The organism is Acidobacteriota bacterium (genome assembly GCA_004299485.1).
In the GTDB taxonomy this organism is placed as follows: domain Bacteria; phylum Acidobacteriota; class Terriglobia; order Terriglobales; family SCQP01; genus SCQP01.
Window position 1 is genome coordinate 44,571 of the sequence record SCQP01000005.1, and the last position, 21,464, is coordinate 66,034.

At 64.7% G+C, this 21,464-nt stretch carries 24 protein-coding genes and 1 pseudogene; 6 read left to right on the forward strand and 19 right to left on the reverse strand.

Features of this window, described 5'->3' with window-relative positions:
* Window positions 1-4: 4 nt before the first annotated feature.
* From EPN33_04870 to EPN33_04885, 4 genes are read right to left on the reverse strand one after another with little or no spacing between them, the layout of a single operon-like run.
* Window positions 5-796, reverse strand: a complete 792-nt coding sequence (locus EPN33_04870) for an SDR family oxidoreductase (GenBank protein ID TAN23482.1) — start codon at window positions 794-796, stop codon at window positions 5-7.
* Window positions 793-1,335, reverse strand: a complete 543-nt coding sequence (gene leuD, locus EPN33_04875) for a 3-isopropylmalate dehydratase small subunit (GenBank protein TAN23483.1) — start codon at window positions 1,333-1,335, stop codon at window positions 793-795. Before leuD ends, EPN33_04870 begins: the two co-directional genes overlap by 4 nt.
* The gene (gene leuC, locus EPN33_04880; protein TAN23484.1) at window positions 1,332-2,726 is read right to left on the reverse strand and encodes a 3-isopropylmalate dehydratase large subunit; all 1,395 of its coding nucleotides are present in this window, start codon (window positions 2,724-2,726) and stop codon (window positions 1,332-1,334) included. Before leuC ends, leuD begins: the two co-directional genes overlap by 4 nt.
* Window positions 2,716-4,578, reverse strand: coding sequence for a M61 family peptidase (locus EPN33_04885; protein TAN23485.1), 1,863 nt, complete (start codon window positions 4,576-4,578; stop codon window positions 2,716-2,718). Before EPN33_04885 ends, leuC begins: the two co-directional genes overlap by 11 nt.
* Window positions 4,579-4,598: 20 nt before the next feature.
* On the opposite strand from EPN33_04885, the gene EPN33_04890 reads away from it, so the two are divergent.
* Both EPN33_04890 and EPN33_04895 read left to right on the forward strand, forming a co-directional pair.
* Window positions 4,599-5,678: a mechanosensitive ion channel family protein gene (locus tag EPN33_04890; GenBank protein ID TAN23486.1), complete on the forward strand. Its 1,080-nt coding sequence runs from the start codon at window positions 4,599-4,601 to the stop codon at window positions 5,676-5,678.
* A gap of 3 nt (window positions 5,679-5,681) precedes the next feature.
* Window positions 5,682-6,557 (forward strand): hypothetical protein, encoded by an 876-nt coding sequence (locus tag EPN33_04895; GenBank protein TAN23487.1) that lies wholly within the window; start codon window positions 5,682-5,684, stop codon window positions 6,555-6,557.
* On the opposite strand, the gene EPN33_04900 is transcribed toward EPN33_04895, so the two are convergent.
* The 5 genes from EPN33_04900 to EPN33_04920 form a co-directional block, all read right to left on the reverse strand.
* On the reverse strand, window positions 6,476-6,736 hold the full coding sequence (locus EPN33_04900; protein ID TAN23488.1) for a glutaredoxin family protein: 261 nt from the start codon (window positions 6,734-6,736) through the stop codon (window positions 6,476-6,478). The two genes, EPN33_04895 and EPN33_04900, sit on opposite strands and share 82 nt — an antisense overlap.
* Before the next feature lie 3 nt (window positions 6,737-6,739).
* Window positions 6,740-7,456, reverse strand: coding sequence for an FAD-dependent oxidoreductase (locus tag EPN33_04905; GenBank protein TAN23489.1), 717 nt, complete (start codon window positions 7,454-7,456; stop codon window positions 6,740-6,742).
* The gene (locus tag EPN33_04910) at window positions 7,453-7,818 is read right to left on the reverse strand and encodes a DUF488 family protein (GenBank protein TAN23490.1); all 366 of its coding nucleotides are present in this window, start codon (window positions 7,816-7,818) and stop codon (window positions 7,453-7,455) included. Before EPN33_04910 ends, EPN33_04905 begins: the two co-directional genes overlap by 4 nt.
* Window positions 7,815-8,135, reverse strand: a complete 321-nt coding sequence (locus EPN33_04915) for a hypothetical protein (protein TAN23527.1) — start codon at window positions 8,133-8,135, stop codon at window positions 7,815-7,817. Before EPN33_04915 ends, EPN33_04910 begins: the two co-directional genes overlap by 4 nt.
* A gap of 128 nt (window positions 8,136-8,263) precedes the next feature.
* Window positions 8,264-8,929 carry a hypothetical protein gene (locus tag EPN33_04920; GenBank protein TAN23491.1) on the reverse strand — a complete coding sequence of 222 codons (666 nt, stop codon included), beginning with the start codon at window positions 8,927-8,929 and terminating at the stop codon, window positions 8,264-8,266.
* Window positions 8,930-9,002: 73 nt separating this feature from the next.
* Between EPN33_04920 and EPN33_04925 the strand changes: the two genes are divergently transcribed.
* Window positions 9,003-10,325: a DUF1015 domain-containing protein gene (locus EPN33_04925; protein TAN23492.1), complete on the forward strand. Its 1,323-nt coding sequence runs from the start codon at window positions 9,003-9,005 to the stop codon at window positions 10,323-10,325.
* Between the two features lie 25 nt (window positions 10,326-10,350).
* On the opposite strand, the gene EPN33_04930 is transcribed toward EPN33_04925, so the two are convergent.
* The 7 genes and pseudogenes from EPN33_04930 to EPN33_04960 form a co-directional block, all read right to left on the reverse strand.
* The gene (locus EPN33_04930; protein ID TAN23493.1) at window positions 10,351-10,695 is read right to left on the reverse strand and encodes an anti-sigma factor antagonist; all 345 of its coding nucleotides are present in this window, start codon (window positions 10,693-10,695) and stop codon (window positions 10,351-10,353) included.
* A 134-nt stretch (window positions 10,696-10,829) separates the two neighbouring features.
* The gene (locus EPN33_04935; protein ID TAN23494.1) at window positions 10,830-11,405 is read right to left on the reverse strand and encodes a hemerythrin domain-containing protein; all 576 of its coding nucleotides are present in this window, start codon (window positions 11,403-11,405) and stop codon (window positions 10,830-10,832) included.
* Window positions 11,406-11,407: 2 nt separating this feature from the next.
* Window positions 11,408-11,866, reverse strand: coding sequence for a hypothetical protein (locus EPN33_04940; protein TAN23495.1), 459 nt, complete (start codon window positions 11,864-11,866; stop codon window positions 11,408-11,410).
* A gap of 162 nt (window positions 11,867-12,028) precedes the next feature.
* A pseudogene (locus EPN33_04945) lies at window positions 12,029-12,163 on the reverse strand (EF-hand domain-containing protein).
* 454 nt (window positions 12,164-12,617) lie between these two features.
* Entirely contained in the window at window positions 12,618-14,354 is a 1,737-nt protein-coding gene (locus EPN33_04950; protein ID TAN23496.1) for a lytic transglycosylase, read from the reverse strand.
* Between the two features lie 11 nt (window positions 14,355-14,365).
* Window positions 14,366-15,430 (reverse strand): hypothetical protein, encoded by a 1,065-nt coding sequence (locus EPN33_04955; GenBank protein ID TAN23497.1) that lies wholly within the window; start codon window positions 15,428-15,430, stop codon window positions 14,366-14,368.
* A 17-nt stretch (window positions 15,431-15,447) separates the two neighbouring features.
* Window positions 15,448-16,257, reverse strand: a complete 810-nt coding sequence (locus EPN33_04960) for a hypothetical protein (GenBank protein TAN23498.1) — start codon at window positions 16,255-16,257, stop codon at window positions 15,448-15,450.
* A gap of 88 nt (window positions 16,258-16,345) precedes the next feature.
* Here EPN33_04960 and EPN33_04965 point away from each other — a divergent pair, with 88 nt between their 5' ends.
* From EPN33_04965 to rlmB, 3 genes are read left to right on the forward strand one after another with little or no spacing between them, the layout of a single operon-like run.
* Complete coding sequence (locus EPN33_04965) at window positions 16,346-16,630, forward strand: acylphosphatase (protein ID TAN23499.1); 285 nt, start codon at window positions 16,346-16,348, stop codon at window positions 16,628-16,630.
* A 23-nt stretch (window positions 16,631-16,653) separates the two neighbouring features.
* Window positions 16,654-17,199, forward strand: a complete 546-nt coding sequence (locus EPN33_04970) for an adenine phosphoribosyltransferase (GenBank protein ID TAN23500.1) — start codon at window positions 16,654-16,656, stop codon at window positions 17,197-17,199.
* On the forward strand, window positions 17,196-17,936 hold the full coding sequence (gene rlmB, locus EPN33_04975; GenBank protein TAN23501.1) for a 23S rRNA (guanosine(2251)-2'-O)-methyltransferase RlmB: 741 nt from the start codon (window positions 17,196-17,198) through the stop codon (window positions 17,934-17,936). The genes EPN33_04970 and rlmB overlap by 4 nt, the downstream gene beginning before the upstream one ends.
* A 251-nt stretch (window positions 17,937-18,187) precedes the next feature.
* Here the strand turns inward: rlmB and EPN33_04980 are convergent, their stop codons facing one another.
* The 3 genes from EPN33_04980 to EPN33_04990 form a co-directional block, all read right to left on the reverse strand.
* On the reverse strand, window positions 18,188-18,514 hold the full coding sequence (locus tag EPN33_04980) for a hypothetical protein (protein TAN23502.1): 327 nt from the start codon (window positions 18,512-18,514) through the stop codon (window positions 18,188-18,190).
* Window positions 18,511-19,116 (reverse strand): hypothetical protein, encoded by a 606-nt coding sequence (locus tag EPN33_04985; protein TAN23503.1) that lies wholly within the window; start codon window positions 19,114-19,116, stop codon window positions 18,511-18,513. Before EPN33_04985 ends, EPN33_04980 begins: the two co-directional genes overlap by 4 nt.
* A 284-nt stretch (window positions 19,117-19,400) precedes the next feature.
* A complete protein-coding gene (locus EPN33_04990; protein ID TAN23504.1) occupies window positions 19,401-21,281 on the reverse strand; it encodes a hypothetical protein in 1,881 nt (626 codons plus the stop codon).
* Window positions 21,282-21,464: the final 183 nt, after the last annotated feature.

Sequence of the window (21,464 nt, forward strand, 5' to 3'; positions counted from 1 at the left end):
TGGCTCAGGCGGTGCCCTTGTAGAAGCCGCCGTCGATGATCAGGTTCTGGCCGGTGATGTAGGCGGCGCGGTCGCTGGCGAGGAAGACGACGGCGTCGGCGAATTCGCGCGGTTCGGCGAGGCGGCCGAGAGCGGTGGCGCGGGACCAGTCGTCGTAGGCGGCTTCGTTGGGCACGCCCTGGGCGAGGGCTTTGACCTGGGCAAGTTCGACCAGGCGGTCGGTGCGCGTGTAGCCAGGGCAGAGATTGTTGACGGTGATGTTGTAGGCGCCGTATTCGTTGGCAAGGGTGCGCACCAGGCCGGGCACGGCGCTGCGAACCGTGTTCGAGAGCACCAGACCCTCGATCGGCTGCTTCACCGCAACCGAGGTGATCGTCAGGAAGCGGCCCCAGCGCGCCTGCTGCATTAGCGGCAGCGCGGCTTTGGCGAAGCTGACGTGACTGAGAAGGTTAAGCTCGACGGCGGCGCGCCATTCCTCCAGGGTGGTGGTGGCGAAAGATTTGGCGGGAGGACCGCCGGCGTTGGTCACGCAGATATCGAGACGGCCGAACCTGGCATGGACCGACGCGACAAACTCAGAGACCGCGGCGGCATCGGTCACATCGACCGTGCCGGCGAAAACGCGGGCGCCGAGCTGGCGGCGGAGAGCCGCGGCGGTGGCCTCCAGCTTCTCGAGATTGCGCGCGCAGAGCGCGAGCTGCGCGCCTTCGGCGGCGAGACCTTCGGCGACGGCACGGCCGAGACCGGTGCTGGAGGCGGCGACCAGTGCAACCCGATCCTTGAGTCCGGAGTTCATGCGTTCGCCTCCTCGTAGGCGCGGATGGCAGCTTCGTGCTGCAGGGTGAGGGCGATGTCGTCCAGACCTTCCAGCAGGCAGCGCTTGCGATGCGGGTCGATCGAAAAGGCAATGGTTTCCTGGCCGAATTGGATCGTTTGCGTGGCCAAGTTGACCTTCAAGCTTGAGGCGTGCAGCAGCCGCGCCGCCTCGGGCAAGCGTACGGGCAGCAGGCCGTTCTTACAGGCGTTGTTGTAGAAGATGTCGCCGAACGAGGGCGCGATCACGCAGCGGATACCGAAGTCGAGCAACGCCCAGGCGGCGTGCTCGCGCGAGCTGCCGCAGCCGAAGTTTTCGCCCGCCACGAGAATGTGCGCCCCCTGCGCTTCCGGGCGGTTCAGGATGAAATCCGGCTGCTGGCGCCAGTTAAAGAACAGGCCGCGCGCGAGGCCGGTGCGCTCCGTGGTCTTGAGAAACTGCTTGGGGATGATCTGATCGGTATCGACGTGCGCGCGGTCGAGCGCGATCACGCGGCTTTCGAGCACCGTAAAGGGCGTCATACCCACTCCCTCACATCCACAAAATGGCCGGTGCAGGCGGCTGCAGCGGCCATTTCCGGGCTGACCAGATGGGTGCGGCCACCCGCGCCCTGGCGGCCCTCGAAGTTGCGATTCGAGGTCGAGGCGCAGCGCTCGCCGGGACGCAGAATGTCGGGGTTCATGCCCAGACACATGCTGCAGCCGGGCTGACGCCATTCGAAACCGGCTGCGGTGAAGATGCGGTCGAGGCCGCGCTCTTCGGCGGCGCGGCGCACGGCCGCCGAGCCGGGAACGACCATGGCGCGCACGCCCGCGGCGACGCGGCGGCCGCGCACGACGGCGGCGGCGCGGGCAAGGTCTTCGAGACGGGCGTTGGTGCAGGAGCCAATGAAGACGCGATCGATGGCGATGTCGCGCAGGGGCGTGCCCGGCTTCAGGTCCATATACGCGAGCGCGGCGGCATCCGCCGGCGATTGCGGCACGGGCACAGCGCCGGTGACCGGCGCGACCATGCCGGGGCTGGTGCCCCAGCTTATCTGCGGCGCCACGGCGGCGGCATCAAACTGCAGCTCGCGGTCAAAGGCGGCACCGGAGTCGGTGGCCAGCGTGAGCCAGTCTGCGGCGGCTTGCTCGAAAGCCGCGCCTTGCGGCGCATAGCGGCGGCCGCGCAAATAGGCGATGGTGGTAGTGTCGGGAGCGATCATGCCGGCGCGCGCGCCCGCCTCGATCGACATATTGCAGACCGTCATGCGCTCTTCCATGCTGAGCGCGCGCACCGCCGCGCCGGCGTACTCGATGACATGGCCGGTAGCGCCGTCGGTGCCGATCTCGCCAATCAGATAGAGGATCAAATCCTTGGCGCTCGTACCGGGCGGCAAGGCGCCATCCACCGTGATCCGCAGCGTGCGCGGGCGCTGCTGCCAGAGACACTGTGTGGCAAAGACGTGTTCGACTTCGCTGGTGCCGATGCCGAAGGCGAGGGCGCCGAAGGCGCCGTGTGTGGCCGTGTGGCTATCGCCGCAGACAATCGTCATGCCGGGCTGCGTCAGGCCCAGCTCGGGCGCGATGACGTGAACAATGCCCTGCTCCGGGCTGTCCAGATCGAACAAGGGCACGCCGAACTCGCGGCAGTTGCGGCGCAGCGCCTCGAGCTGCGCGCGGGCGTCGGCATCGAGAATCGGCAGCGTGGCCCGCGCGGCATCGGTGGGAACGTCGTGATCCATGGTGGCAAAAGTCTTGCCGGGACGGCGCAGCCGGCGGCCGGCGGCGCGCAGGCCGGCAAAGGCTTGCGGCGAGGTGACCTCGTGGATCAGGTGCAGGTCGATATAGAGCAGATCCGGCCGGCCGGCCTCGGCTGCGACCACGTGCCGCTCCCAGATCTTTGCCAGCAGCGTCTTTGGGCTAGTGGACATCGAGCGGCTGCAGAAGCTGGGTCAGGTAATCGGGCAGATTCGGGTTGCGGACCAAACGCGGCGCCCTGGGACCGCCGTGATAGTCGATCAGCGAGGTCGTGAAATAGCTGTCATTTTCGACCAGCAGCGCGATGGGGCCGGAGTTCTGCGGGCTGGCGATAACGGCATCCGCCAGGCGCGCGGGCGTATACACGCGCTGGTTAACGCCGATGACCTTCATGCCGGCCACGATGCCGGCCTTGTAGGCGGGCGAACCGACGATGGAGTCAGCCACACGGCCATCGGGTGCGAGCTGCAGGCCGAGCGAGTATGCAAGATCGCCGGCGCCGGCGACATCTTCGCTGGTCAGCTCGTACTTCCAGCCGCTGGCTTCGATGCCGCCCAGCGGCGGCACGGGCGAAACCGAATTCAGCCGCGCATGGAAAAAGCCAGCCCAGTCGTAGGGCTGCACGTCGTTCAACGCCTCGCAAAGCTGGCTGAAGGTGTAGGGCTTAAGCTGCGGACCCAGATTTGGGCCGCCGTAGAACTCATGCAAAAAATCCTCGATCGACTTGGCGCCGTGGCTTTGATCGTGAATGATGGTTGCCACTTCCAGCCATAACAGATCGCCCTCATCGTAGTAGTCGCTGCCGCGCCGCCAGTTGACCCAGGCCCCGCCGTTCTCGAACATGCCGGGAATGGAGACCGCGGTATCGAGCAGCGGCTTCCAGGTGCGGCCAGGACGGCCGGGGCCAAGCTGCCCGGCAATACTGGCGAAGAAGTTGCGGAAGTCCTCGACACTCCACATGCCGGCGCGCGTGGGCAGTACATGGCCGAGGAAGTCGGTCAAGCCCTCGTAGACCCAGAGCAGATCGGTCTGCATGGGTGCTTCATAAGGCGCCGAAGCCAGATCGGCGGGACGGCGGAATTTGCCGTTCCAGGAGTGCACGTACTCGTGCGAGAGCAGAAAGCCGACTTCCTCGGCGCCGCCGGGGCTGAGCATGACGCGCTCGGGCAGGCGGCTGTCGTCGCTTTCGTGATGCTCCAGGCCGAAGTGGGCAACGTAATCGCTGAGAGTCAGCAGGAAATGATAGTCGCGGTAATGGCGGCTGCCGAAGAGCAGGCCGGCCTGCGCGACCAGGCTCTTCATGCCCGCAACCAGTTGCGGCGGCACCGCAAGGTCGGCGGGACTGTCGGCGACAATATCCCATTCGTGATAAATCTTTTCGCCCGGCGGAGTGATGTTGATCTTGCGCATGTACGCGCCGGCGATGACCGGGGAATCGACCAACAGCGGCAGCGGTGCCGGCTTGAAGGCCACGTCAGCGCCGGACTGGTGATCGACCGGAAGCGCGGTGCCGAACTGCCACTCCGGCGGCAGGACGAGTTTGGGATCGACCATGACCGTATGGGCGTCCACGCCGGCGGGATAGAGCAGGTTCTGATTCCAGTTCACATCCACCAGCTTGGCGGTCGCCGAGCCGCCGGCGGTGTAGTCGCCCGAAGAGCTTTCGATGTAATCAAAGTTGACGTCGAGCTGGCTGACGCCGGGCGGGATGGTGACGTGAAACGTGAAGACGTCGAGCAGGTCCCGTGTCCAGGGTACGGGCTTGCCGTTGGCGGAAAAATGCAGGCCGGTGACGTTGCCAATGGGTCCGTCGGGCTGGTGCTCGCCCGGAATCCACTTGGGGTAGAGCAGCGTGAACGGACCCGGATGCACGGGAATGACCTCATGCGTATAGACCATCTTCAGCGGCGCCTGCGAGGCATCGACCGTAAGCTGGATGGGCGATTGCGCGGCCGCCAGCAGGGTGCAGGCGGCGAAGGCGAGCACGATGGCAGGAACGCGTGAGCACTTGAGGGTTGCTATCATGGGCAAAACTCCTGCTTCGGGTGAACCCCTATAATCGCATGGTGCTTGCCGCCTCCGCCAACCTCATTTCTCCCGTTTGGTCGCAGGCATCACCGGCCGTCGTGGTGGCGGCGGCGGTCGCGATTGGTCTATGGCTGGCCTTGTGGGGGCTGCACCGCTGGCTGCGGCAGATTGCCCCGCGGCCGGAATCGCTGCGGCTGACGCGCAATGTGCTCACCCTCGCGGCCGCGGCTGTGGTCGTGCTGGTGCTGCTGCGCGGCGAGGGCTGGGGCGCGCCGCATATCACCTGGCGGGCGCTGAGCGACTGGGCGATGGGGCCCGGCTTGCATATTCTGTTCATTTTCGTGGGCGCGTTCGTGGTGGTGCGGGTGACGGACCTGCTCATCGCCCGCCTGCAGCACGTGCTCGCGGCTCCGGAAATCGAAACCCGCAACTGGGCGGAGCGGCGCAAACGCATCGCGACCGCCGGGCGGCTGCTGCGCGGCGTCGCGACGCTGGTGATTGTGGGCATCGCCATCCTGATGGCGCTGCGCGAAGTCCACGTGGACATCACCCCGATTCTGACTGGCGCGGGCGTCATCGGCGTAGCGGTGGGACTGGGCGCGCAGACGGTGGTGCGCGATCTGATCGTGGGCGTGTTCCTGATCCTGGAAAATCAGATCCGGGTCGGCGATGTGATCAGCGTCAACGGCAAGACGGGATTGGTCGAGGCGCTACGGCTGCGCATCATCGTGCTGCGCGCCGAAGACGGCGCGGTTCATGTGTTTCACAACGGCTCGATCAATGAATACTCCAACCTGACCAAGGATTACTCCTGCGCCGTCGTCGATGTGACACTGCCGCTGCAAGTCGATCTCGCCCGCGTGCATGCGGCGCTGGTTGCCATCGGCGAAGAACTCGCAGCCGATGCGCAATTTGCAGGCAAGCTCAAGGGTCCGCTTGAAATTCTCGGCATCGAAACGCTCACCGCCAGCACGATGGCGGTGCGCATGCGTCAGCGCACCGAGCCGATGGCGCAGTGGGCCGTGGATCGGGAGCTGCGCCGGAAGATTCAGGAGCGCCTCCAAAGGGAACAGATCGCGTTTGCCGCGGGAGGCTGAGCAATGCAGACGCTTTGGGACCAGGAACGTGAGACCACATGGCTGTCACCGGCGCTGCGGAAGCGCTACGCGGGCGGCCTGCGCTTCCCTGCCCGTCCGCAACCGTACGTCTACGCGAACTTTGTCGCGAGCGTGGATGGCGTGGTGAGCTACCGGATTCCGGGGCAGGCGGGCGGAGGCGCCATCAGCCAGGGCGATGCCGGCGACCGTTTCGTGATGGGTCTGCTGCGCGCCACCGCCGATGCCGTGATCGTCGGCGCCACGACACTGCGCGAGGCAGGGCCGAAGGCGCTTTGGGATCCGGGCTATACCTATCCCGCCGCGGCTCCGGCATTCCGGCAGTGGCGGCGGAAGCAACGCCTGCCCGGCGTGCCGCTGTTGGTGGTGGTCACTGCAAGTGGACACTTGCCGGCCCATTATTCAGCGCTGACGGGCCCGCAGGCGCGGGTGCTGGTGATTACCTCCAAACAAGGAGCGGCCCGGGCGCCACGGGGTGTACTGGTGCGGGCTTTGGCAGCGCAGGGAGGTCACGTGCCCGTGGCGGCGCTGCTCCGGCTGCTGCGCGAGGAATTTGGCGTGCGGCGGCTGCTGCACGAGGGAGGACCATCGCTGCTGGGCGCGTTCGTGCGCGCCGGCGCCTTGCACGAACTGTTTCTTTCCGTGGCGCCGAGTCTCGCCGGCCGCGACGAAGGCGCGGTGCGGCCAGGCCTGCTTGCCCGCGCCGCGTTCTTGCCCGCCGAGGCGCCGCAACTGCAGCTCCGCAGCGTCAAAGCCAACGGCTCGATGCTGTTCCTGCGCTACCGGGTTACGGGATCGGCGGCGAGGTTGAGTTCGCGGCGCAGGACGGTCGGGTCGAAGGGGCTGCAAGCAAAGACGTGACCGTCGCCGCAGTCGAGGGTCGGCACTTTGTATTTGCCCTCATTGTGCGCGGCGACCCATTCGGCGGCGCCGTCGACCTGCTCGATATTGACTTCCGCGAAAGCGACGCCGCGTTCGGACAAGAATCGCTTGGCGCGCCGGCAATCCGGGCACCAGGTGGTGGTATACATTTTCAGCATGTTTCAGTAGCCGGAGAATTCTTCGGTGCGGATGTCGTCGTCATCGACGGCGGCGTCGTGCAGGGTTTTGCGCAGCGCGGTGACCATGCCGGGAGGGCCGGCAATGAAGTAGATGGGCTCGTGAACATCCTTGAGATACGGCGCCATCAGCTTGGCGTCTATGAAGCCGCGGGCGCCGTCCCAGGGGCGCGAGGATTTTTCCATCTCCGACATGACGGGAACGAAGGTAAAGCGCGGGTTTTCTTTTTGCAGGGCCAGCAGGTCGTCCAGGAACGGCGCGTCTTCCGGACGGCGGTTGCCGTAGAAGAGAATAATGCGATGGTTCAGCTTGTGATGGGCGGCGTAGCGCACCATGGCGCTGAAAGGCGTGATGCCGATGCCGCCGGCCAGCAGCACGATCGCGCGCGTATCCCGGTTGGGCAGCGTAAAGTCACCCGAGGGCCCCATCAGATCGAGCGCGCCACCGATGGGCATGCGGGCGAATTCATTCTTGAAGGCGCTGCCACGCATGCGCGTCGCCACCAGCAGGCCCTGCGCATCCGGATCATCGGCGAGAGAAAAAGTATGGATGTTGCCCCCGGGCACATCGTCCCGCAGCGTGGGTAGGGTGACATCCACCGTTTGGCCGGGGCGATAACTGAAACCGGCGGGCCGTTCCATACGGAACGACATCGTGCCTTCGGCTACGGTCTGACGATCCAGCAAGCGGCTGGTGCTCATGCGGCTTTCCCTTTCTTGAGCTTTGTCTCCAGGTAATGTTTCAGCACGACGGCGTTATTGTGTTCGGTGTCGTGCGAGCTGTAGATCAATGTCAGCGTACCGCCGCGCGCGGCGGCCAGCAGCGGCGCGAGTTCGGCTTCGTGCGTACGCAATTCCGCGGTGTAGCGGTGCTGAAATTCCGTCCACTTCGCCGGGTCGTGGCCGAACCATTGGCGCAGTTCAGTGCTGGGCGCTACTTCCTTGAGCCACGACGCCAAAGGCAAATCGGTCTTCTTGACGCCGCGTGGCCAGAGGCGCTCGACCAGAATGCGGGCGCCGTCGCCGGTGGAGGCGGCGTCATAAGCACGCTTGAGTTGAATCATGGACAATCCTCCTGCGAGGGCCAGGCCATGGTCAGCAGAAATGCGCTTTCCTCCAGTGCTTCGACGTCGTGATGCATTTCACGGTCGAGCACCAGCAGATGCCCGGCGGGCAAATCCTGCGATCCGCCGGGCAGGTGCATGCGGATATGGCCGCTCAGCGTCTGCACGGCGATGCGCGCGGCGGTGCGATGCTGCGCCATACGTTCGCCCTGGCGCATCGCCACCAGAATGACGCGCAGATCCGGATGCTTGACCAGGGTGGTCGAGCTTTGGCCGCGCGCACGCTGCCAGGCACTCTGCTGGTGGAGATGGTCAATCTCTGCGGCCAGGTGAAAGCGCAGGATCGGCGCCTGCAGTTGATCGCCGATCTGCTCATGCCCGACGGGCCGTGGCCGCGGTTCGTCGGGAATATGGCCTGCCATAAGGCTAGTTTACGCCTGCGGGGTTAGCTCCGCTCGTGAGCCAAGGGACGCACCAGCAGCCAGGCGCCGAGCAGCGCCAGCGGCAACCATTCGAGCGGCAGCAGGGCCTGACCCAGGGAAAGCGGGATGGCGCCCAGCGCGCTGGCGCGGAAAGGTTGACCGCTGAGGAAGGCCAGGGCGCCGAGCAGACCGTAAAACACGGCAGCCACACCCGGCACGAGCAACAAAAATCCCACCGCGGCACGGGCGGCGGACTGCCGCTGTACTGCCCAAATGCAGCCCAGCACGGTTCCCGGCACCAGCCAGATCGCTCCTCCGGCCAAGCCTGCGGCGGTGCCGCTCAACATCAGAATCACTCCCAGCACGGCGACGCGATCGAGGACGAAAACCCCGACCACCGTCATCACTGCCAGCAGCGGCACCAGCACGTGCTCAAAACTGGCCAGGCCGGCTGGCGGCAAGGCGTTGAGCGCATCCGGCTGCGCCAGGAACCAGGCGTAAAGGATCGTCAATACCGCGCCCAGGAGCACGGCAAAGGTGGTCACGCGCAGCCAGAGATCCCGCGGCTGCGGCCGCTCCCGCGGCTGCGCGCGAGGCGGAAGCGGCAAACCCACCGCATCCGCCGGCAGCTCAAAGTTGCGCGGCGCCGCAGTCGCCGGCTTCGATTCGGATTCGGCGGGAACAGGCACTCCAGCAAATTTTACCCCGCCGGCAAGCTACAATGTTTTTGAAACTCGAAACCGAAACGCGAAACCTCCCGCTATGGCCCGTATTCGACCCTTCTCCGCCTACCGCTACGATTTGAGCCGTGTACACGCGGCTGATGTGCTCACGCAGCCCTACGACAAGATCACCCCGGCCATGCGGCAGCGCTACCTGGCCGCCAGCCCCTACAACCTGGTGCGGGTGATTTTGGGCGAGAAAAAAGAGACCGACAACGAGCGCGATAACGTCTACACCCGGGCCGCGAATTACCTCAATGCCTGGGTCGAACAGGGCGTTTTGCGGGCCGACTCCGAGCCCTCACTTTACGCTTACACCCAGCAGTTCCGCGCGCCGGATAGCGGCGATACGTTTATCCGGCGCAGCTTCATCGCCCTCGGCGGCCTGGAAGATTACGACAAACGGGTTATCCATCGCCACGAGCAAACCCTCAGCGGCCCCAAGCAGGACCGGCAGGCGTTGCTGCGGGCGACGCGCACGCACTTCGGATTGTTGTTCATGCTCTACAGCGATCCCCAGCAAACGGTGGAGAGTGAGCTGATGGCGCGCGCCCAAAATCCGGTGCTCGAAGCTACGGATGAGTACGGAACCATCCACCGGTTGTTCCGCGAGACCAACGCCGGCGTCATCGACCGCGTGCAGCACGCCATGGCGCCGCTGCCGCTGGTGATCGCCGATGGCCACCATCGTTATGAAACCGCGCTGGCCTGGCGGAACGAGCAAAACGCGCAGGCGCCGCACCGGCCTGACCATCCCTGGGACTGGGCCATGATGGCGTTTGTGAATCTGGATGCGCCCGGCTTGGTGGTGCTGCCGACGCACCGGTTGATCTATGGTCTGGCAGACTGGAACGGCCCGGCAGCGCTCGCGAAGCTGGAGCAGTATTTCAGCGCGGAAGATACGGCCATTGCGGTGGGCGACGAGAACGCCGCGGCGCGCATCCGGCCACGGTTGGCGGCGGCTTCCGGCAAAGGGCCTGCAGTCGCGGTGGCGCTGGCCGGCAAGCCGCATCTGCTGCTGCTGCGCCCCAGGCCGGATTTGAAGCTGGAGGCGCTGCTGCCCGAAGCCCTGCCGCAGCAGCGCGCGCTCGACGTGGTGCTGCTGCACCGGCTGGCGCTCGACCTGGCGCTGGGCGTGACCCCGGAAATGGTGCGTGCCGAACAGCACCTGCGCTATGTCAAGGAAGCCGCGGAAGCGCTGCGCTCGGTCACCGCCAACGCCGCGCAAGCTGCATTCCTGCTGCACCCGGTGTCCGCCACCTTCGTGCGCGATATTGCGCTGGCCGGCGGCGTGATGCCGCAGAAGTCGACCGACTTTTTCCCCAAGCTGCTGACCGGCCTTACACTCCAGCGCGTGGACTGAAGCAGGGCCAGGGGTCAGGGATCAGCTATTTGAAGCTGGCGACGGCGGCGGCTTCGTCGTCGTAGACGTCGAAGACCGTCAGCAGTTTGGTGATCATCAGCAGCTCGTGGAAGCGCTTGGTGATCGCGGCCAGCTTGATGCGCGCGCCTTTGGAGTTGGCGGTGCTGTACAACCCGACCAAGGCGCCCAAGCCGCTGCTGTCGATGAAGTCGACGTTTCCCAAGTTGATCACAATCTTGGTCGTGCCATTCGCCAGCAGACCCTTGACGCTCTCGCGCAGGTCGTTGGTCTCCTGGCCTAAAATGATGCGCCCAGCCGCTTCTACGACGGTGACGCCATCAACGGTACGAGTGGTAAGTTTTAAAGCCACACGAATCTCCCTGTCTGGTGCAGATCAAACCGATGCAATGAGTCATTAGACACTACCCAAGGATTTGGGTCAACCGCTATTCCGCGTTACAACCATTTCTTCGCTTAATCGCGGGCCCACCGGCGCCGGGGCCCCTACGCCCCGGCTCCGCTACCGTGGCGGCGCGAGACCATTTCCTGACGTATGGCAGTTTGGTCCTGTAGGCTGAGGTGGGTGCGGAGGGCTGGAAAGATCAGCCGTTCCTCCAATTCCAGGTGTTCCTGCCAGGCCTCGTCCAACTGGCGGGCCAGTGCGGCGGTCGCGCCCGCGGCTTCCGGATGCTGTTCCAGAGCCTCCCACTGGGGCAGCAGGTCGGCCACGATCCGGTCAATGCTGACATGCTGGTCCACCATCGCCTGGTTGGCATCTGCCAGCGCCCCGGGCGGCGCGGCGGCGCGCAGACGGGGATAGACGGACTGGTTTTCATCGGCTTCGTGCAGCGGCAGCGCGATTTTGTAGTAACGGTAGACCGCCTTGGCGGCGGAAGGAATCTGCTCCCGCGGAGCGTCGGGCGCGGCCAGGCGGCGCGCCATGGTGGTGAAATGGCGGATGCGGCTGTGGCAGCCGAGGAGCAGGTCGATGGCGTCGCTGCTGTCGCCGGAACGCAAGGCATCGGCCAGACTGGCGGCTTGAGCCGGCGCCGGCGCCTGGGCGCGGATTTGATTCAGCATAACTACAGTTTAGCGGTGTGCTGGCGCTGGAGGCTCCAGCGCTCCAGACTGAGGCGATAAGGGGGTGGAAACTCGGCGCCCGAACGGCGCGCCAGGATGAGGGTCATGGCCTCTTCGGGCTCGAAGCCGAGATCGCACAGCACCGCCGCGGCCGCCAGCGGGCCGCGATGAAAACCCGCGGCACAGTGAACGTACAGTTGGGCTTCGGGATGCGCCAGCACCTGCGCTGCGTAAACGGCCACCCGCTCAAAAAATTCGTCAGGTTTGGGCGCGAAGTCATCCTCGACGGGATTCCACAAGACGTCAAGGCCAACTTCGGCGGCCAAGGCGGTGTCGTCAAATTCCGACTGGACGTCGATGATGTGAGTGAAGCCGCGGCGCGAAAGCTCGGCCATCGCCTCCAGCGTCCAGACGCCGCCGCCGACCGCCAGCCGCTTCGCCAAAATGAAATCCAGATCCACGCACAAACTCAGAGCTGCGGCAGGCCGCCTGCCTACGCGGCCCGCTCCGCATCAGATGCAACCCGCTGGGCTTAGGTAGCCTTAGCGCCGCTTGCGCGCGGCCGATTTCTTGCGCGAGGGCTTGCGCGCCGGCTTGCGCGCCGCACTGCGCTTGGCGGCCGATTTCCGGGCAGGCTTTTTCGCGGCGGCTTTTTTCGCCGGCCGGGAGGCCTTTTTCGCTGCCGCTTTTTTGGCGGCCGGCCTTGCGGCTTTCTTCTTCGCTGCAGGCCGCGCGGGCTTTTTCGCGGCGGCTTTTTTCGCCGGCTTCCGCGCCGGCTTCTTCGCCGGCTTCTTCGCCACCGGCTTGCGCGCTGCGGGCGCCGCCGCTGCGGGCGCCGCCGGCACCGGCACGACCGGCTCGGCGGTGGTCTCGGCAATCACCGCAAACGTGTCGAGCTCATCGCCCTCGTCATCATCGAAGCCGCTGAGCCGATCATCGCCGAAGCCAAACGGATCGTCGGGATCGCTCGCTGCCGCACACCGGAAATAAAGAGATTCCTGATCGCCTCTCATGCTTCCTCCTCGTTACGAACGTCATGCCTACTGCTGCGCGTACCCCACATTCTGGCAAGTCCCTGGCTCGTCCGCAAGCACTCTCCTGGCGGCAGCTTGGAGGAGCCCTGAGCGCCAGCGGGCGGACCCTGCCGGCAATCGAAGCCCGCACTCCAAGCGACCAACGGGAGCGACCCGGGCAAAAAGTGGCGAGCCACCTTCATCGGCGGGTTGAAAACTGCCGCCGCTGCACCCGGTGGGGAAGCGCCAAAGGCGTGCCGGGAGGGGGCGCCTCGGCGCCGCTCAAATGGTTGGCCTGCTGCAAAAGCGGAGCACTGATCCGGTATTTGTGGGCCAACTCCCGCCACGTCTCGCCGCGCCGGACCCAATGCAGCCGCCAGTACACCCGATCCGGTGCGGGCACCGCCGCCATGCCATTTTCGTAAAGTTTCTTAGTGCCACTTGGAATTTTCAGGGTATAACCCTTGGGCACCAGGTAGTGTAGCAGCGCCGGGTTCAGGCGTTGCAAATCTGCCACAGTCACAGCCGCGCATTCCGCAGCCAGGCGCAAGTCCTCGTTGCTGGTAATTGTCACCTCATCGGGGCTGAGCGCCGGGTCTGGATCGGGATCGGTTATGCCATAACCGCTGGGATTTTGGGCGATGAGCGCGATGGCCAGAATCACCGGCACGTAGTTGCGCCAACTGCGCGGCAGGGCGCCCATATCGTACAGCTTGAAGTAATTGGCATAGCCGGTGCGGGCAACGATGCGTTCGATGGTGATCTCGCCGGTGTTGTAGGCGGCCATGGCAAGGTACCAGTTGCCGAACAGGGTGTAGAGCGACTTGAGATGCTCGGCAGCAGCCCGCGTGGCCATTTCCGGATCGAGCCGTTCGTCCACCCAGTGACTGCGCTTCAGGCCATAGCCTTCACCCGTCAGCGCCAGGAATTGCCACATGCCGCGCGCGCCCGCCCGCGACGTTTCCCGCGGGTTAAAGCCGCTCTCCAGTTGTGCCAGGTAAATCAGGTCGGTAGGAATGCCTTCTTCTGTAAAAATCCGGTCGACCATGGCGCGGTAACGGCCGGCACGGCGAAAGCCCTGCAACAGGTCGCCACGGCCGCGCGTGGTGAAGTAGTGCACATAGCGCAGGACGGCATCGTTGACGGTCAGCGGCAACTGGCCGCGCCGCTGCCGCGCCAGGGCGACGCGCGCTTTGGCCTCCAGCCGCGCTTTCGTCTCCGGATCGAGCGGAAAGGTGAGCTGCAGAATCTTCTGCATCGCGCTCTGCGGCGACGCCTGAGAGAAGCCGCCGGCAGGCAGAGCGTCGCTCTCGAGCGCCTGAATGCGGTCGAGCAGCGAGGTCAACTCGGTGTGGAGTTGTGGCGTGGACGCAATATCGTAGGGGCTCGCCAGCAAGTGGTCCAACGCCGTATCAAAGCCCTGACGCGCCTCATCGAGCTGGCCCTCGCGGTACAACTGCAGCGCCGCCTGGTACTGCTGCTCGACGGCAGCCACCAGCGCGCGGACGTCATCGTCATCCTGCGGCGCTGGGACCGGCGCGGCACTGATGACCTTAGGGGGCGTGGCGATGGCCGGCGACGGACGAGCGGGCGTCAGCACCTGGGCGGCGGGCGCCGGGGTGACCGGTGCACTAGCGCTCGGCGCGGGCGGTGCGGGCTTGGGCGTACGCACGTGACAGCCGAGTCCGCCGCCCACCAGCACGATCAAACCCAGCAATGCCCAGACGCGGGGGCGGCGCCGTTGGCACTTTCGGCTAGGTCGGCGCGGGAGGTCGAGAAATTCACGCAGCGGCGACCCGCCCCCGGCAAGCAACGAGGCACCGGCCCGGCCGGGCTGGGGCTCCCGGGGCCCCCAGCCCGGCCGAGCGTCAAGCGGGTGGCGTGGCGCAGCCACGCCAGGCCCCGCGCCAGTCAAAGTATTCCCGCATGCTCGCATCGACGCTCGGCTCAAGCCCTCTGCGGCAGTATGGCAGAGTGGCCCGGGGCCGTGCGCGGTGGCGCCGTCAGGCGGGCAGCGGCGCGCCGGCCCGGCTCCTGATCGAGCGGGCGGCGCAGCAGGGGTGGCAGACAGGGCATGCGCCGCACGGCGGTCTGCGCCGCATCGAGCGATGCGAGCACTTCCGTTTCGCTGCGCTGCGTCAACTGCGCCAGCTCTTTCGGCCGGAAGCCCTCGAGCAGATACAAGACCAGATCATGCCGCTGCTGGCGTGGCAGGGGCCGAATGGCATCCACCAGGCGCTTGAGGCTCTCGGTGGCGTAGGCATTTTCTTCCGGATCGGCCTGGGCCGCCGCCAAGTGGTCCTCGAGCCGCTCCGACTCCGCAATATCGTCCCCGTCCAGCGATAGCTCGCTCGCGGTTTCCTCGAGTGAAAGCAGGGTTTGGCCGTGGCGCGTTTCGCCATAGGCTTTGGTCAGGCTGCGGATCGCAGCCGCACTTAGCAGCAAGAGCCAACGGCCGCGGTGCAGCTCCTGCTCCACCGGGCGGGCGTCCAGCGCCGCCACCACGACTTCATTCAATACTTCGGCGGGATCGAGCCAGCCGCGCGGCAGCTCGCCCAAACTCTCCCGTAGGTTAATCTGGCGCTTCACGAAAGCCAGCAGATGTTCGTAGTGGCCGCCAAAATAGGCAGCCAAATCCGCTTGCCGTTCCGCTGCTGCTTTCGGTGCCGCCAGGTAACTGCCGCGGTGGAGCGGGATGCGGAAGCGCGGCCGGGTTTCCCGCAACCGCTGTTTGTGCCGGTTCAACTGTCGGACCAGATCATCACTGGCCGTACGCAAGGCCACTTGCGCGCTGGCGGACGTGTTCTCGCTGCTCAACTGGCCGGTGGGCAGATGCAGATTGAGCCGGCAGGAAACGCCCTCGCGGCTGGTGTGCCGCACCAGCCGCCCCTGCAATTGCACCAATTCCGGCTGAAAGACCAGCAACAGCGGCTCCAGCTTGTGCTGAAAGCGCTCCATGATGCGATGGAGTTCGGGCGAATGGGGCACTTGCAAGGTGATGTGAAGGTTCATACTGCCTCCTCCTGTTCTTACGCAATTTGACGCTCGACCGGAGCTGGCTGGGTGCGCAGGAATTTTCGGCGCGGCTGGAACGCCGCACCGCGCGCTGGCGCCTGATAGCGCCACAAGGCAGCGCCGACGGCAAGCGAACCCGAATAGGCAATACCGGACTTGGCGGCCAGGCCATAGCCGGCAGGGATCAGACCCACGAGTTCGCGTGCCAGGGTTCGCCATCCGAGGGCGCCGGCCAGCACCAGGCCGACGCGGCCGGATTGTGCCCGCCAGCCTATGGGCTCATCGTGCAAGGCCGCCAGCTCAAACGCCAGGCCAACCTGATTGGCGGTAATGAGCACCGTGTCGGAACCCATCTCGCCCAGGGCCAGAACGAGGCTGAGCGGATTGGGAACGACTTCGGGCAGGGCGCTGATGGCGGCAATGGCGGCGTTGCGCGAGGCTAACGCCTGGATCAAATCGCGGGCCAGCAGGCGGCGCAGCGGCGCAAAAATTCGGCCCAGGGCCAGCCGATAGGGGGCGTACACGCGGAGCAACTCCCGCAGGCCGGCATCGGGGTCATGCGGATCGAGCACGACGCCGGCGCCGCTCGTTCCGGGGTCGCGGACCAGGATTTCAGCGGCCTCGCCGGGCGCGACAAGGTGCTCGCCGGCGCGCGTACGCTCGGGGCCGGTAATCTCGTCGGGAATAAGAATGCGGCACAGGGCTTCGCGGCCGGCGTCATCGGCGGCGCGCACCTCCAGCCGGAAATGCCGGTGCGCCTGCTGGCGAATGCGCGATGGTTTCAACGAACGCGCCTGGTGTAGGCCCTGTTTCCATGCACCCATGGGTCCTCCGCTGGCCTTATGATGCGCTTAATCCAGCGGAGTTGTTGCATCGAAAACCGAGATTACAATGCCAAGGGAGGGGTAGAGGATGGCCACGGCCCGGTTTGAAGTGTATGGCCGCGTGCAGGGGGTAGGCTTTCGCTATTTCGCCCAGCGGCAAGCGCTCGCCCTCGAGGTGCGGGGGTGGGTGCGCAACCGGGATGATAGGACCGTGGAAGTGCATGCCGCTGGCAGCGCCAAAGCGCTGCAGGCCTTGGAAGACTACTTGCGTCAGGGGCCACCGGCGGCCTATGTCACCGGCGTCAGCCGGAGCGATTGGCCGCTGTCACCGGCGCAAGGGGCGGCTCTCGATGGCTTCAAGATTCTGGATTGAACTGAAAAAGGAAAACCCCGCTTATGGCCAGTGCGCCCGTACCCTCCCACGATGAACTGAAAGCCTATATCCGCGAAGTCCCGGACTTCCCCAAGCCGGGAATTCTGTTTTATGACATCACTACCTTGCTGAAGCAGGCGGAGCCGTTTGCGCGGCTGATCGATATTCTCGCGGCACATTATGCCAGCCAGAAGATCGAACTGGTCGCCGGTATCGAGGCGCGCGGTTTCATTTTCGGCCCGGCGCTGGCCTACCGGCTGGGGGCGGGGTTTGTGCCCATCCGCAAACCGCGCAAGCTGCCGGCGGCGACGGCGTCGGTGGAATATAGCCTGGAGTACGGCACCGACCGGCTGGAAATCCACCAGGACGCGATCGCGCGCGGCCAGCGGGTGCTCATCGTCGACGACCTCATCGCTACGGGCGGCACCGCCGTCGCCAGCACGCAGCTCGTCGAAAAATTGGGCGGCAGCGTGGCGGGGCTGGCGTTCATCGTCGAGCTGACGTTTCTGCATGGGCGCGACAAGCTCGCCGGCTACGACGTGCTCTCGCTGTTGCGCTACGACCAATGAAGGTAAGCGGTGAACGCCCGCTGGCCGGCCTGCACGCGGTAGAAGAGGCGCTGCGCGCGGGCACGCCCCTGCGCTACATCGCCGCCAGCCGCGAGCGGCACGATGCGCGGCTGGCGCAATTGCTCGCCGCAGCGCGCGCCGCCGGCGTGCCCGTGCGGCTGGAGCCGGCGGCGGCGCTCGACCGGCTGGCGCAGGGCGAACGGCATCAGGGGGTGGTGGCGCTGGCGGCAGCCAAGGCCACGCTGGCGCTGGAAGATTTGCTGGCGGACGCGCCGCAGAAGCTGCTGTTGGCCTGCGACGGCATTGAGGACCCGCACAATCTGGGCGCCATTCTGCGCACTGCCTGCGGCGCGGGTGTGGACGGCGTGCTGCTGCCGGAGCGGCGCTCGGCGGGCCTGACCGCCGCGGTCGAACGCGTTTCCGCCGGCGCGCTCGAGCATGTGCGCGTGGCGCAAGTCACCAACCTGGCGCGCGCGCTGGAGGCGTGCAAGGCCGCCGGGTACTGGGTGGTCGGCCTGGAAGGCGAGGCTGCGGTCAGCCTGTGGCAGCACGATTTCCGCCCGCCGACGGTGCTGGTGGTCGGCGCCGAAGAGCGCGGCCTGCACTCGCTCACCCGCAAGCTCTGCGATGCCCGGCTGCGCATTCCCCTGGCTGCCGGCGTCGCGTCGCTCAACGCCAGCGTCGCCGCCGGCATCGCGCTGTTCGAGATTGTGCGCCAGCGGTCACTCGGAGCGTAAAACGGCAGCGGGGCCGGGTTGGGGCTGTTCAGGGGCCCCGGCCGTACCCGCGCCAGTCGGTAGTGTCCTAATTTGAAATCCTACGTCACGCCTGCACCGCCTCGTTTAACCGGGCACGAATCCACGCGGAGAGCGTCAGTTTGGCGTCTCTAGCGGCCCGAGCAAACGCCTGTAACTCTGGCGGGCTGAGGCGAACGGGAACCAATCGCCCCCTGGCTTCGCCTGCTGGCAACTTGGGCCGTCCTGGCCCCCTACGCTTCGGCTTGGCCACTGAAGGCATTCCTGAACTCCTGAATGATGGCCACTCGTACGGCGGTTTCGGGGGACGTAACCGGAGGTACGTGGAGTACGGCTACATGGCGCTTGGGATGCGCCGGATCGTCCGTGGCGTGGCTCCATGCGTAGGCAATATTGGCTTGGGGATGGCCGATTAGCTCGAATACCTCGACAACCCCATCCCACACTACGCGCCCCGCGTGCTCCTCACGCACGGCCACGCTCTTCAGGTAGCGGGCTTCCGCTCCATGCAGGCGGTGGATGGCTTGCTGTAGCTCGGCTATATGGCTGTGGTCCATCATTTTGCGCCGCGCGGGTATACATTCGGGAATACTTGGTTCACGCTTACCGTGGTCACGTGGTGACCGTAGTTAGCGGTCGCTTCGGTAATGTCGATCGTCCCTCGCGGGCAGGTAATGTAAAGGTCGCGGGTATTCATTTCAGGCGATGCCCCGTTGTAGTGCCATACCGTGCAGGTCGCGCTGGCGTTGCTAGTGATAGCGTTTGCCGCGTTGATGATGGCCTGAACGGCCTCGCTCGGCTGGTCCTGCATTCCCTTCGGAATCCGCCCTACCTCATCGAACCAAGGTTGATTGATTACGAACACCCGGCCATCCTTCATCTGGATGCTGGCGATGATGGACGCTGAATCATCGCCAGCGCCTCCATCCCATACTTCGCACGGACCGGGATCGCAATTTCCACCGACTACCCTATAGCCAGCCTTCGCTAGCGCAGCAATCGCGGTGTCGGCGGCCATGCCGATGCGGAGTTGTACCGTGCCGATTCCGACGGTTGGTGTATCGGATCGACCTTGGGCTGGAACACTGCGGAAACTAGCGGCACCGACAAGGGCGAAAGCGCCAATCGTTAGACACAGAGCATGTAGAGTATTTTTCTGCATTGCGTTCCTCCTGAGTTATTCCCCGGAAACCTCTAGTGTGACCTCGCACTCACCGGGCCACTCCGACAACTCCCACAGAGAGCGAACCAATTCATCAAGAGATTTTGTTCTTTGTTTTCCGTTTACGACCATCCATGGCCGAGAGCAATTAGGGCACGAATCGGCTGGCTGGTCCTGTGCGGTAGAACGCTGCAGCGGGAGGAATAGTTCGCTCTTGCAGTTTTTGCACGCGAAACGAATGCCCTTAACGTCGGCAAGCTGAACGTAACGTTTAATCTGCGTGGTCATATGGAAGCCTCGATCAATTGTGGAACAGACCAGAAGTCCCGTTCGATCCCCGCCGCCATCGCTGGCGTGGCGCGGATCGTGGAATGGCGCTTCACGAAGTTGTAATAGGCGAAGTGCAGGGCCACCGCCGCCTCAAAGTTCTCAAGCTTCTTGCTGAATCCAAGCGTCAGACGGGTCAACCGCCGCATGTGCTGGCGCATGGTGAGGTTTTGCCGCTCGATATAGCTGGTAGACGCCTCCGCCATGTTCGGGCTACCCATGACCGCCTTCTTTTCGACGATGGCGAACTCGGCGGGACTGTAGCGGCGGTCTGCGTTACGCTCATCGCTGTTCACGTAGCTCTTTACGATCTGCGCGAAGTCGGCATTGGCTCCAAAGGCGTGTTCGATGGCCTCTACGTAGGCGCGGAGAGCACCGCTAGAAATCTGGACGCGGTTGCGCATCCGGGCGGCAACGTCAGCGCAGAAGGCATCTGCCGTGTCCGAATCCCGCTTGCCCGCCTTGAACGCCGGAACTAGCTTGGTATCGGAGTCAATCGCGCAGAGCGTCCAGACGTCGCCAACCTCCGGGCTATCGCCAGCGACCACGTTCTTTGCCTTCTTGCCGACGAATCCCCAAATCTCATCGAATTGGAGATGACGGCAGTTCAGGTTACGCATCTTGGCATCCATCAGCGCCGCGCAGCCCTGACCGACCCGCACGCCTAGTCGCATGATCGTATCCCGATGCACGCCAGTCATGCGCTCAATGGCGCGAATGCTGGAACCTTCCGCCAACGCGCCGATGATGACGTTTTGCTTGTCAGTGCTGAGGACGTTTGCCATAGCGCAATCCCTAGCAATAAACGTATTACAACAATCAGGCGAAGTCAATGGTTTGTGTAGTACACTTTTCCCGATATGAGGTTGCTGGCTACCGGCGTGTTGCTCGTATCGTGGCTTTGGCAGGGACCAGCCGCCGCCCAGAAGCCCAGCGCCAGCACAGGCGATAAAGTAGCCACCGAACAGGCCAAGCCAGCGCCATCCCATACGGCGGTTGTCAACCCAAGCGTCACCGCACCAACCAGCCAACCAGACACCGCCGCACAGAAGCGTGAGCCCAACTACGATACTTGGCCATGGTATTTCCAGCCAGCATGGATGATCGTGTGGGTCACAATCGCCTACACCATAATCGCTTGGCGGATGCTGCGGGCCATCAAGCGTCAAGCCAACATCATGGAAGGGCAAGCTGCTGATGCTAGGAGCGACGCCGCTAACGCGAGAACCGAAGCCGCCAGCACCCTGGAAGCGATCAAGCGACAGGGTTTGAGCATGCGGCGGCAGACTACTCATTTGCGAATTGCCGCAGAGGCCGCAAAGGGGAATGCCGACGCTGCGCTGCTCGCAGCTAGAGCGCAGGCCGCTATGGCACAACAATGGTTCTCCGTGGAGGGCTGGAACGCGATAGTGCTTAACCGACCGCCTCGGGGGAACGTGGCAGCGACGGTCAGAATCCAATTCCGTGTCTGCAATCGGACTGATGCGCTCATGAGTTTTCACACAATATCGGCCAGGATCAATCCGATGACGATAACGCGCGACCAAGCGGCTTGCGCCATACCGCCGATGCAACATATAGAGTTTGAGATTGACTACGACATCTCGCCATCCGAAATCTCCGTGTTTAGGAGCAGCAGCGGCGTGCCAAAGAACGCGATTGTTTCCGCCGATTACGATGATGTCTTCAATCCGGGACAGAAAATTAGGTATACGGTTGTCTACCGGATGAAACTCCGGTACGACGGTAGTATTGACCCGAGATTCTGGCATGCTAGCCGGACAGAGGACGCCAAGGGCTATCCAAGCGACGAATGGGATGAAGATGTGGCGGAACAAGAATCACCCCCGCCCAATGGATGAACCGGCGTCCCGCCCGGTCGCGGCTTTGGCAGCGTCCCGGCAAATTAGCACAGTACCCGCCAGTCAATAGGCTGGCGGAAGCCGCGCCGGGGCTGGCATAATAGGGGTTCGGTTGCCAGTTGCCAGTTCTCAGCGGAACCGTCCGGTCTCCGCGCCCCA